Origin of the sequence: Saccharomonospora xinjiangensis XJ-54 (assembly GCF_000258175.1) — a bacterium.
GTDB lineage: Bacteria > Actinomycetota > Actinomycetes > Mycobacteriales > Pseudonocardiaceae > Saccharomonospora > Saccharomonospora xinjiangensis.
Map to the genome: position 1 here is coordinate 459,136 of NZ_JH636049.1, position 11,672 is coordinate 470,807.

Genomic DNA, 11,672 nt, shown 5'->3' on the forward strand with positions numbered 1-11,672 from the left:
GCCTGCGGTGGCGGTGGCTGTCTTCTCTGGTGCTGCGGCGGGCGTTGAGCGGGGCGCCGCCTGCGAGGGTCCGAACCGTCGTGGGGCACGCTCACTACCGTTCAGCCTCCCGTGCGACGGCAGCGGCGCGGCCGTCCAGCCAACCCTGCAAGATCTCCACGGCGGCGGCCTGATCGACCACGGCTCGTTGCTTGCGTCCCTTCACACCCCGCTGCGACAGCATGCGGCTCGCGCTCACGGTGCTCAGCCTTTCATCGGCCAGCCGGACCGCGACAGGCGCAACTCGCTCGGCCAGTCGCCGTGCGTAGTCCGTGGCGATGGCGGCGGCGGCGCCGTGACGGTCGGCCAGTGTCCTCGGAAGTCCCACGATCACCTCGACAACGTCGTGCTCGGCCACCAGCCGGGCCAACTCGTCGAGGTCCGTGTCTCTTTCGTTATCACGCGACAGGGTAACGAGTGGTGTCGCCAGGATCGGCGCGGGATCACTCAGAGCGACTCCGACCCGCACCGACCCGACGTCCACACCAAGGCGCCGCCCCGGCCCGGGATCATCCACTCCGGGCCGGTCGGGTCCTTCCTGATTCACCGGCTCGCCGCGACGGCCGCGTGCAGTGCCTCGACGGCCTGAACGATGCCCTCGGGCCGGGTGCCGCCGCCCTGTGCCATGTCCGGCTTCCCACCGCCCCTGCCGTCGAGCGCCTTCGCGAACGACGACACCAGCTTGCCCGCGGCGAGACCAGCGTTCCGCGCGGCGGCCGTCGTGGCGACCACGAAGCTCACCTTGCCCTCACCCGACGGGGAGAACAGGACCACGACGCCGGGCCGCGTCCCGAGCCGGTTGCGCACCTCGCCGGTGAGCGCCCGCAGCGCTCCCGCGTCGATCGTCTGGTCGAGTTTCTCGGCCACGACGGACACCCCGCCGACGTCGTGGGCACGTCCCGCGAGCGTGTCCGCCGAGGAGAGCACCTCGCGCAGCCTGAGCTGCTCGATCTCCTTCTCCGCGTTTCGCAACCGGGTGAGCACGTCCTCGATCCGCGACGGCAGCTCGTCCGTCGGCACCTTCAACGTGCCCGCGAGCTGCGACACCAGCAGCTGCTCCTTGCGGACGTGCCGGAGCGCGTCGGTGCCCACGAGCGCTTCGACGCGGTGCACACCGGACCCCACCGAGGAGTCGCTGACGAGCTTCACCAGGCCGAGCTGGCCGATGCGCTCCACGTGGGTGCCGCCGCACAGCTCGCGCGAGTAGTCGCCCATATCGACGACCCTGACGTCGTTGCCGTACTTCTCGCCGAACAGCGCCACGGCGCCCAGTTCGAGCGCCCTGTCCTTGGTCGTGGTGTAGGCCTGCACCTCGACGTCGGTCTGGAGGTAGTCGTTGACCTCCTCCTCGACCTCCGTCAGCATGCCCGCCGACACCGACTTCGGCGTGGTGAAGTCGAAGCGCATGCGGCCGGGTGTGTTGAGCGAACCAGCCTGTGCCGCGCGGTTGCCGTACGCGCCACGGACGGCCGCGTGCACGAGGTGGGTCGCCGAGTGCGACCGCGCGATGGACGCCCGCCGCGTGCCGTCAACGGAGGCCGCGAGCCGCGTGTCCACACCGATCTCGCCTGCCACGACCTCGACACGGTGCACGAACAGGCCGGGGACGAGCTTCTGCACGTCGAGCACCGTCAGCTCGACTCCCTCGCCCACGAGCACGCCGGTGTCGGCGATCTGGCCACCGCCCTCGGCGTAGAACGGGGTGCGGTCGAGAACCAGTTCGGCCTTCGTTCCCTCGGCGGCCGCGCGGACGGGCACACCGTCCACGAGAAGGCCCAGCACGCGCGCGTCGGACTGGAGGTCGGTGTAGCCGACGAACTGGGTTTCGCCGTGCTCTTCGAGGATGCCCCGGTAGACCGAGAGGTCACCGTGCCCCGTCTTACGCGCGGCGGCGTCGGCCTTCGCCCGCTGCCGCTGCTGCTCCATGAGGGTGCGGAAGCCGTCCTCGTCAACCGACAATCCCTGTTCGGCGGCCATCTCCAGGGTCAGGTCGATGGGGAAGCCGTAGGTGTCGTGCAGCTGGAACGCCTTGTCGCCTGCCAGGATCGTGCCGCCGGAGCGTTTGGTCTCCTGCGCCGCGAGGTCGAAGATGCGCGACCCACTGGTCAACGTGGACAGGAAGGTCTCCTCCTCCACCCGCATCACGTCGCTGATGCGGTCGAAGTCGCGCCGGACCTCGGGGTAGGAGGCGGCCATCGCGTCGCGCACCACCGCGGCGAACTCGCCAAGCACCGGTTCGTGCACCCCGAGCAGCCGCATCGATCGCACGATGCGCCGCAGCAGGCGGCGCAGCACGTATCCTCGGGCCTCGTTGCCGGGTGTGACGCCGTCGGCGATCAGCATGACGCCGGAGCGGGCGTGGTCGGCGATCACCCTGAAACGGACGTCGTCGGCGTGGTCAGCGCCGTAGCGGCGGCCGGAGAACTCCTCGGCCCTGGTGATGACGGGGCGCACCAGATCCGTCTCGTAGACATTCTCCACACCCTGGAGCAGGTAGGCGACGCGCTCGATGCCCATGCCCGTGTCGATGTTCTTCTGCGGCAGCTCCCCGATGGGCGGATGCCCCTTCTTCGGGCTCAGCTCGCCGCGCATCTCCTGCATGAACACGAGGTTCCAGATTTCGAGGTACCGGTCCTCGTCCACGGCGGGACCGCCCTCGCGGCCGTACTCGGGACCACGGTCGTAATAGATCTCCGAACACGGGCCGCACGGCCCTGGCACGCCCATGTCCCAGTAGTTGTCCTCGGGACCTCTGAACTGGATACGGTCGGAGGGAAGGCCCGCGATCTCCCGCCACATCGCCGCGGTCTCGGCGTCGTGCTCGTACACGGTGGCCCACAGCCTGCCGGGGTCGAACCCGAAACCGCCCTCGTCCTGCGAGGTGGTGAGCAGCTCCCACGCCCGTTCGATGGCACCCTGCTTGAAGTAGTCGCCGAACGAGAAGTTGCCAGCCATCTGGAAGAACGTGTTGTGCCGCGTGGTCTTGCCGACCTCGTCGATGTCGCCGGTGCGCACGCACTTCTGCACGCTCGTAGCGCGCGGGTAGGGCGGAGGCACCTCACCGAGGAAATACGGCTTGAACTGGACCATTCCCGCGTTGACGAACAGCAACGTGGGGTCGTCCAGGATCAGCGACGCGCTCGGAACCCTGGTGTGGCCGTGCTTTTCGAAGTAGTCGAGGAACCGCTTGTTGATTTCGTGAGTTTCCACTGGTCGTCCTTGGCGTGATGCTGTCCGGCACGGGTTCGCGAACCGGTCAGGATGGATGCGAACGAAGGCGGCGGAGCTGCCGTGGCCGCCTGCACCGGCGTGGCCGCGTCAGAGCTCCGCCCGGCGCGCTCGCCGGGCCCTCGGCGCGGTCGCCGCGTGCCTGCCGTGCCCTCGGTCGTCCCTCGCCGGGGACGAAGGCCCCGGCAGGGCCGGCCTCGGCAGCCCCGAACGCCGTTCCACGATGTCGTTCAGCTCCTGTTCGCGCTCGCTCATTCCGGCGCGGACGTCAGCACCGAACGCACCGATCGCGCCGGCCAGCTCCCGCACCGCGTCGCCCAGGTTCGAGGCTAACCCGGCGGGGGTCGCCTGACGAGCCGTCTCGCTCGCCTTGCGGGCCAGGCTCACCCCTGCGGCGACGCCGACGCCGAGCCAGAAGAGTCGCTTCATCACCTACCGCCCTTCTTCCTGCCGCGGCGGCGGGAGTGCTTGCCCTCCTCGGCCTTGCGGCGCCGAGCGCGCAAGGCCTTGCTGATGCCGTAGGACAACGCGGCCGTCTTGACCAGTGGGCCACCGAGCGTGGCCGTGAACACCGACGACAGGGCCGAGACGTTGCCGGACACGGCCTGCGCATTGGCCGTGATGCCGTCCACGCGCTCCAGCTGAGCGTTCACGTGAGTGATCGTCTCGTTGGCCCCCATCAGGATCGGGTCGGTGTTCTCGTGTGCCTTCCGGATCGCGATCGTGGCCTCGTCCAGCGTGCGGCCGAGCTTGACCAACGCGATCGCCAGGAACAACACCAGCAGCACGAAGGCGCCTGCGGCGATCAACGCGGCGATCTGCCCTGCCGACACGTGCCCTCCTTGAGAAAAGTTGTGTGACCACCAGGATTGGCCGTCAGGCTACCGCGCGTCGTCAGCCGCTACCGACCGCCTCCCCGAATCGTGCGCCGCAGCTTGGGAACCCGTTCGTACAGCGTCCGTTCCATGCCGTGCTTGCTCGGCCGGTAGTAGTCCCTGCCGACCAATTCGTCGGGCGGGTACTGCTGGGCGAGCACGCCTTCCGGCGCGTTGTGCGGGTACCGGTAGCCCTTCGCGTTGCCGAGTGCGTTCGCTCCGGCGTAGTGCCCGTCACGCAGGTGCGGAGGCACGGTGCCGACGCCGCCGGAGCGCACGTCGGCCAGCGCGGCGTCGATGGCGGCGATGACGGCGTTGGACTTGGGCGCTGTGGCGAGGTGCACGGTCGCCTGCGCGAGCGCGAGACGGGCTTCCGGCATGCCGACGAGTTGCACCGCGCTGGCCGCGGCGACGGCGGCCTGGAGCGCGGTGGGGTCGGCGAGGCCGATGTCCTCGCTGGCGTGCACGATGAGCCTGCGCGCGATGAATCTCGGGTCCTCTCCCGCCTCGACCATGCGCGCGAGGTAGTGCAGTGCGGCATCGACGTCGGAGCCCCGGATCGACTTGATGAAGGCGCTGACGATGTCGTAGTGCTGATCGCCGTCCCGGTCGTAGCGCACCGCCGCTTTGTCTACTGTGGACTCCACGGTGGAGAGCCCGACGACCGGGGTCCCTTCGGTGTCCGTTGCCGTTGCCGTCGCCGCCTCCGCCGCCGCCTCCAGCGCCGTCAGCGCCCGCCGCGCGTCCCCCGCCGCGAGCCGCACCAGATGCGCCACCGCGTCGTCCGGCACCTCGACCGAACCGGCGAGCCCGCGCTCGTCGGCAACGGCACGGCGGACGAGCGCGGTGATGTCGTCGTCGGTCAGCGGCCGCAACTGGAGCACGAGCGATCGGGACAACAGCGGCGCGACCACCGAGAACGACGGGTTCTCCGTCGTCGCCGCCACCAGAAGTACCGTCCGATCCTCCACCGCGCCCAGCAGGGCGTCCTGCTGGGTCTTGGAGAACCGGTGAACCTCGTCGATGAACAACACCGTGTCCTCGGCGGCGTAGGTGCGGCGGCGGCGCGCCTCCTCGATGACGCCCCGCACCTCCTTCACCCCGGCCGACAGCGCCGACAGCGCCACGAAGCGCCGCCCCGTGGCCGTGGACACGAGGTTCGCGAGCGTGGTCTTTCCCGTTCCCGGCGGGCCGTACAGCAGCACCGAAGCCGGGGTCGCTCCCTCGACGAGCCTGCGCAGGGGCGCGCCGTCGCCCAGCAGGTGCCGCTGGCCGACGACCTCGTCGAGAGACCGGGGACGCATCCGCACCGCGAGCGGGGCGTTCGGTGGAATGGCCTCCACGGGCGACGACTGTGCCGACGACGACTGTGCCGACGACGTCGTCGCCGGCTGCCCTGAGGCGTGCGGGGTCACCGTGAAGAGTTCGTCCTGGTGCACTCCCCGACCGTAGCCGCAGGGGCGGACGATGTTCTCACCCGAGGCCTGCCGCCCCCGCCTGCCCTCGGGTTCGCCGTCAGCGGAACGCCGGGTACAGCGCCAGGTCGAGCTCCGGCCCGAAGCGCGTGTCGAACGCACCCGCCACGGTCGCCGCGTGCTCGGCGACGGCGTCGTCACCGGCACGATCGGCCCGCGTTGACAAATCGCGCCACCACGTCACCAGCGCGGCGGCCCTGCTCGCGGGACCCGGTCTGCTCGTGCCTGCGATCCGGGGCAGCTCCCGCCACGTGGACAGCCACACCAGCACCAGTTGCGCACCCAGGGTGTAGGCCGACAGGAGGTTGTCGTCGGCCAGCGCGGGCCACAGTTCGACGACCTCGGCCCGCCACGCCGCGGTCATCGCCTCACTCAGTCCCGAGGGCAACGCCAGCGGCTGCGGGCTGGAGGCGAACGGCACGCGCAGGTGTGCGACATCGGCGAGCGCGTTGCGGATGCGGCCGTGCTCGAAGTCGAGGAACCGCACCCCGGCACCGGTGATGAGGTTGTTGTCAGGCCACAGATCGACGGGTGAGAACGCCCGGTACGACAGTGAACGCGCGCTGTCGGCCGCGCGCTCGACGGCGTCCAGCACCACATCCGGCGTGCGAACCCCGAAGGAGTCGTGCAGAAGGGCAGGAAGCTCAGCCACCGCCGCGAGCGGGACCAGCTCCTCGCCGTCGAGGTACCCGGCCTCACCGTCGCTGCGGGACCTCCCGCTCAGCCTGCGCAGCAGCGCGTGGAAATCGGCCTCTCTGCTCGCGGTGCTGGCGTGCATGCGGCCAAGGGAGCGCGCCCACGACAGCAACGCCGTCTCGGCGGCCCTGCTGTCCGAGCCCCGCAGCTTGTCCTCCAGCGTCGGCGCGCGGCCGAGGTCGTCGATCACCAGTACACGCTTGTCGCCGTCGTGTGCCAGCAGCTCGGGGCACACCCGATCCTCGGGAGGAAGGGCGGTGAACAACTGGTAGCTGGCCGCCTCCCTCGCGAAGGAATCACTCGTGGCCGCGCCGGGATAGTGCTTGATCACCAGCGTGCGCGGCAGCGCGAACGCCGACGAAGCCACCCTTGCCCTGACCACCACGGCGGGGCCGCTGCCTGCGAGGTCCTCCGGTTCCGCCAGCGGGATCGCGCTGCCGAAACGCTGAGCGAGAACGGATTCGGCGGTCGCGACAGCACGCGCGACGGAAGACGGTTCGGCTCCCGCACCGAGCGAAGACCCGTCGGTGGAGGAGGCATCCAGAATCATCGTGTCCGACCCTACTAGTCGGCGAGCGGGCGCCACCACAGGCAATCGGCTGACGCACAGGGTGTGGGGCGCCACTCGCTGTGTGTGCCTCAGCGCTGCCGTGTGGTGGCCTGTGCCGGTGCCTTGGCGTCCACACCGGCTTCCTTGCGCTGCTGCGCGGTGATCGGCGCAGGCGCGCCGGTGAGCGGGTCGTGGCCGCCACCGGTCTTCGGAAAGGCGATCACCTCGCGCAGCGATTCGGCCCCTGCCAGCAGCATCACGATGCGGTCCCAGCCGAACGCGATACCGCCGTGCGGAGGCGGCCCGTACTGCAGGGCGTCGAGGAGGAACCCGAACTTGTCCTGCGCCTCCTCCTCGGAAAGGCCCATGACCTCGAACACGCGCTTCTGCACGTCGGGCCGGTGGATACGGATGGAACCGCCGCCGATCTCGTTGCCGTTGCAGACGATGTCGTAGGCGTAGGCCAGCGCGTTGCCGGGGTCGGACTCGAACTTGTCGATCCACTCGGGAGTCGGCGAGGTGAACGCGTGGTGCAGCGCCGTCCACGCGCCGCTGCCCACGGCGACGTCGTCGCTGTCCTCGGCCGCCTCGAACAGCGGGGCGTCCACGATCCACACGAACGACCAGGCGTTCTCGTCGATCAGGCCGAGCCGGTGAGCGATCTCGACCCTCGCCATGCCCAGCAACTGCCTGGCGTGGTTCGGTTTGCCCGCCGCGAAGAAGATGCAGTCGCCCGGCTTCGCGCCGACTGCGCCGGTCAGGTTCTCCCGCTCGGTCTCGGAGAGGTTCTTCGCGACCGGGCCGCCGAGCGTGCCGTCCTCGCCGACGAGCACGTAGGCGAGGCCCTTGTGACCGCGCTGCTTGGCCCATTCCTGCCAGGCGTCGAGCGTGCGGCGGGGCTGGTCGGCCCCTCCCGGCATGACCACGGCACCGACGTAGGGCGCCTGGAAAACGCGGAAGGGCGTGTCGGCGAAGAAGCCGGTGAGTTCGACGAGTTCGAGCCCGAAACGCAGGTCCGGCTTGTCGGTGCCGTACCTGCTCATCGCCTCGGCATAGGTCATCCGCCGGAACGGCGTGGTGACCTCGGCTCCGGCCAGACTCCACAACGTCGCGAGCACGTCCTCGGCCAGCGCCATGACGTCGTCCTGCTCGACGAAGCTCATCTCGATGTCGAGCTGGGTGAACTCGGGCTGCCGGTCGGCGCGGAAGTCCTCGTCGCGGTAGCAGCGCGCGATCTGGTAGTAGCGTTCGAGGCCACCGACCATGAGCAGCTGCTTGAACAGCTGCGGCGACTGCGGGAGCGCGTACCACGAGCCGGGCCGCAGTCGCGCCGGCACCAGGAAGTCACGGGCGCCCTCCGGCGTCGAGCGCGTCATGGTGGGTGTCTCGACCTCGACGAAGCCGTGCCGGTTCAGCACGTCGCGCGCGACGCGGTTCACCTCGCTCCGCAGGCGCATGATCTTGGCGGGACCCTCCCGCCGCAGGTCGAGGTAGCGGTACCGCAGCCGGGTCTCCTCGCCGACTTCCAGCCGCTCGTCGATGGGGAACGGGAGCGGGGCCGCCTCGGACAGCACCTCCAGCTCGGTGACGAGCACCTCGATCTCCCCGGTGGGGATCTCCGGGTTCTCGTTGCCCTCCGGCCGCCTGGCCACCTCGCCGGTCACCTTGAGGCAGTACTCGGCGCGCAGCGCGTGGGCGCGCTCCGCCATCTCGCCCTCACGGAACACGACCTGCGCGACACCACTGGCGTCCCGGAGATCGATGAAGATCACCCCGCCGTGATCGCGCCGCCGGGCCACCCAGCCGGTGAGGGTGACTGTCTGGCCAACGTGCTCGGCACGCAGCGTGCCGGCTTCGTGAGTGCGAAGCACTTCGCGGGATCCTCTCGAACGGTGTTCGTGCGACGGTGAGTTGACAGTGGTACCGGTGCTGCCGGTGCCGTTCACGAGGCCATGAGCCCTGGCCCGTGCCGTACCGGCCACCGACAGCACAGGTTAGCCAACGCAACCGGGGTGTTCGCCACCAGGTTTCCCCTGTGACGCGGCGGCCATACGTCGATCGGGTGAACGCGTGGGGCGTCACACGCAGGAGGGCAGGGCGGACGACATCGCGTTCGCCGCCGCCCGCACCGCGTGCCCGAAACGGTCCAGATCGAGCGTCTGCGCGCGGCCCGTGACCGACAGCGCGGCGACGACCCTGCCGCCACGGCCGTGCACCGGCGCCGCGACGGCGGAGACACCGGCCTCCGCCTCCTCGTAGGTGACGCCGAGCCCCCGCTCCTTCGTGCGCGCGAGGTCCCGGTGCAGCAGCCCGGGCATCACGATCGTCCTTGGGGTGAACCGGGTCAGGCCCACGTTGACGAGCTGACGGAACCGCTCCCTGCCGCCCCAGGCGAGGAACACCTTGCCCGTCGCCGTGCAGTGCGAGGGCAGCCGCGCGCCGACCCCGATGCCGAGCGGCACGGCGTCCCTGCCCGTCACCCGCTCGACGAAGAGCGAGTACACGCTGTCCGGGACGGCGAGATGCACGTTCTCCCTGCTGATCTCGTGCAGGCGTTCGAGATGCGGCAGCGCGGTCTCCCTGAGCACACGGTGCATCGGCACGAGCTGGCCGAGCCAGAACAGCTTCGTCGCCAGCCGGTAGTGACCGGGCCCCGACTTCTCGATCGCGCCCCACTCCACGAGATCGCCGAGCAGCCGGTGAGCGGTGGGTTTCGGCAGTCCGGTGCGCCCGGCGATCTCCGCGAGCGTCAGCTCCGGCTCACCCGAGCTGAACGCGTCCAGTAGCGACAACCCTCGCGAAAGCACCGATCGGGATCGCGCCGCCGCGGGTTGCCTCGTCTCCCCATCCACGGTGCGTGATAGTACGAGGATCGCGGCGGGCACAAGACCCGTTCCGGGTAACGATCAGCGTCACATTCCGGGAACCCTCACGGCGAGGACGGCGGAACGCCCCGACCGCACCGCGCCCAGTGCCTCCGCGAGAGCGTCCTTCAGCTCACCCGCCGCCTCGACGGTCCTGCCCCAGGCGCCGCCCGCGGCCTCCGCGATCCCCGGCAGGTCGGGACTGGGGGTGAAGTGGCCGGCGAACTCGTCCCGCCGCGCGGCCGTCCCCTCGGGGTGCACGCCGAGCGCGGACGCCTTGGGCGCGTTCCAGCCGTTGTTGTCGAACACGATCGTCAGCGAGGCAGCGTCGTAGCGGCGCGCCATCCAGAACACCGACGACGGCACACCGAACAGGTACGACCCGTCGCCCACCAGCGAGACCACCAGCCGTTCCGGCTCGGCGAGTTTGGCGCCGACGGCCGCACCGATCGCCCAGCCGAGCGACCCGCCGCCGGAACCGAGCAGCGACCCCGGTGCGGTCCGGCGCAGATGCCAGCTCACCGTCGGGTAGTTGGTGATCGCCTCCGTCAGCACGAGCGTGTCGTCGTCGATCGCCTCCCGCACGCACGCCACGAGATACTCCGGCGTGATCGTCTCACCGTCCGGAGCCTCCCGCGCGGCCCTGGCCGCGAACACCCTGCCGTGCTCGACGGCGGCCCGCTCACGGCGGCGCGCGACGGCGTCGGTGTCGGCGAGTTCGGCGACCCGCTCCCGAAGCTGCCGTACGGCGGTGCCGAGGTCGGCCATGGCGAACAGTTCGGCAGGCACGTGCCACAGCGGCATCTGTTCCTTGAGCGGGTCCTCGTCGAGGACGAACACCCTCGCGGTGGGGCCTGGCCGGTTCTTCGCCGGGATCCACGGCACGTCACTGCCGAGCACGAGGACGACGTCGGCCTCCTCCAGCAGCGGGTTGTGGTTCTGGTCGTTCCACTGGTAGCCCCAGTGCAGCGGGTGATCGGCGGGGAAGTTGACGTGCGACGGCACCGATTCCAGCACTCCAGCACCCGCGGCCTCGCACAGCTCCACGAGCGCGGGCACCGCCTCCCGATCGCGGCCGAGGTAGGACGTCACCACCACGGGCCTGCTCGCCCCGGCGAGCGCGGCGGCCACGCGCTCGACCACGTCCGGCGCGAGCGCGGCGGGGGCCACGGGCGGGAAGTGAGCGGCGTCGGCCTGCCGCGTCGGCGCCTCGGCCTCCATCACCTCGCGCGGCCCGACGAGATACACCGGCCCCGCAGGCGCGCTGCTCGCGATCTGCAACGCCCTGTGCACCAGCTGCTTGACGTTGGCGCCCGTGCGGATCTCGTTGTCGTACTTGGTGTAGCCGCGCACGATGCCGCGCTGGTCGTGGACGTCCTGGATCCACTGGATGAACTCGTTGCGGCTGCCGAACAACTCGCCGTCCTGGGTGTAGGGCGACGCGCCCGCGTACATGAGCACCCCGACCCTGCCCTTGGCGGCGTTGTGCAGCATGCCGCCGATGTTCTGGGTGCCGCACTCGACGTGCACGAGCACGGCCTGCGCCACGCCGGTCACCTGCGCGTACCCGATCGCCGCCGCCATCGCCACGCTCTCGTGGGGGCAGATCACCAGCTCGGGCAGTGTGTGTTCCCGGCCGTCGGCACGGGCCTGCGCGTAGGCCTCCAGGATGCCGGGGTGATCGCTGCCGAGGTTGCCGAAGACGTACCGGACACCTCCCTCGGCGAGTGCCTCCAGGAACGCCCTGCTCGTGGTGTAGCCGCTGGGCGCAGGAGACGTCGAGGAGGATGAGGAGATCGAGGAGGTCGGCGAGATCGTCGCGTCGGAGCCCACAGTGTCGGTCCCTTTCCGTGTCGTAACCTCGCGAGCCTCGTCCGTGACGAGAGGAAACGCAACGGCATCGTTTCGCCGGGCGGAAACAGTGAGGAGAGTTTCACCACGTGAG

At 70.3% G+C, this 11,672-nt stretch carries 9 protein-coding genes; all 9 read right to left on the reverse strand.

Annotated features, from left to right (window positions below):
- Positions 1-94: 94 nt before the first annotated feature.
- The gene (gene ruvX, locus SACXIDRAFT_RS01595) at positions 95-586 is read right to left on the reverse strand and encodes a Holliday junction resolvase RuvX (protein WP_006236703.1); all 492 of its coding nucleotides are present in this window, start codon (positions 584-586) and stop codon (positions 95-97) included.
- On the reverse strand, positions 583-3,249 hold the full coding sequence (alaS, locus tag SACXIDRAFT_RS01600; protein WP_006236704.1) for an alanine--tRNA ligase: 2,667 nt from the start codon (positions 3,247-3,249) through the stop codon (positions 583-585). The genes ruvX and alaS overlap by 4 nt, the downstream gene beginning before the upstream one ends.
- 108 nt (positions 3,250-3,357) lie before the next feature.
- Positions 3,358-3,696 carry a hypothetical protein gene (locus SACXIDRAFT_RS01605; RefSeq protein WP_006236705.1) on the reverse strand — a complete coding sequence of 113 codons (339 nt, stop codon included), beginning with the start codon at positions 3,694-3,696 and terminating at the stop codon, positions 3,358-3,360.
- The gene (locus SACXIDRAFT_RS01610) at positions 3,696-4,100 is read right to left on the reverse strand and encodes a DUF948 domain-containing protein (protein WP_006236706.1); all 405 of its coding nucleotides are present in this window, start codon (positions 4,098-4,100) and stop codon (positions 3,696-3,698) included. Before SACXIDRAFT_RS01610 ends, SACXIDRAFT_RS01605 begins: the two co-directional genes overlap by 1 nt.
- Before the next feature lie 68 nt (positions 4,101-4,168).
- A complete protein-coding gene (locus SACXIDRAFT_RS01615; RefSeq protein ID WP_006236707.1) occupies positions 4,169-5,581 on the reverse strand; it encodes a replication-associated recombination protein A in 1,413 nt (470 codons plus the stop codon).
- Positions 5,582-5,657: 76 nt separating this feature from the next.
- On the reverse strand, positions 5,658-6,863 hold the full coding sequence (locus tag SACXIDRAFT_RS01620; RefSeq protein ID WP_006236708.1) for a hypothetical protein: 1,206 nt from the start codon (positions 6,861-6,863) through the stop codon (positions 5,658-5,660).
- Between the two features lie 89 nt (positions 6,864-6,952).
- Positions 6,953-8,734 (reverse strand): aspartate--tRNA ligase, encoded by a 1,782-nt coding sequence (aspS, locus tag SACXIDRAFT_RS01625; protein WP_006236709.1) that lies wholly within the window; start codon positions 8,732-8,734, stop codon positions 6,953-6,955.
- A 207-nt stretch (positions 8,735-8,941) separates the two neighbouring features.
- A complete protein-coding gene (locus SACXIDRAFT_RS01630; RefSeq protein WP_040922387.1) occupies positions 8,942-9,715 on the reverse strand; it encodes an IclR family transcriptional regulator in 774 nt (257 codons plus the stop codon).
- A 60-nt stretch (positions 9,716-9,775) separates the two neighbouring features.
- Positions 9,776-11,560: a thiamine pyrophosphate-requiring protein gene (locus tag SACXIDRAFT_RS01635; RefSeq protein ID WP_006236711.1), complete on the reverse strand. Its 1,785-nt coding sequence runs from the start codon at positions 11,558-11,560 to the stop codon at positions 9,776-9,778.
- Positions 11,561-11,672 lie beyond the last annotated feature (112 nt).

What these genes read in the sequence shown, in the direction of transcription:
- SACXIDRAFT_RS01605 (WP_006236705.1), bottom strand. Translation starts at nt 3,696, where the DNA reads ATGAAGCGACTCTTCTGGCTCGGCGTCGGCGTCGCCGCAGGGGTGAGC.
- SACXIDRAFT_RS01620 (WP_006236708.1), bottom strand. Translation starts at nt 6,863, where the DNA reads ATGATTCTGGATGCCTCCTCCACCGACGGGTCTTCGCTCGGTGCGGGA.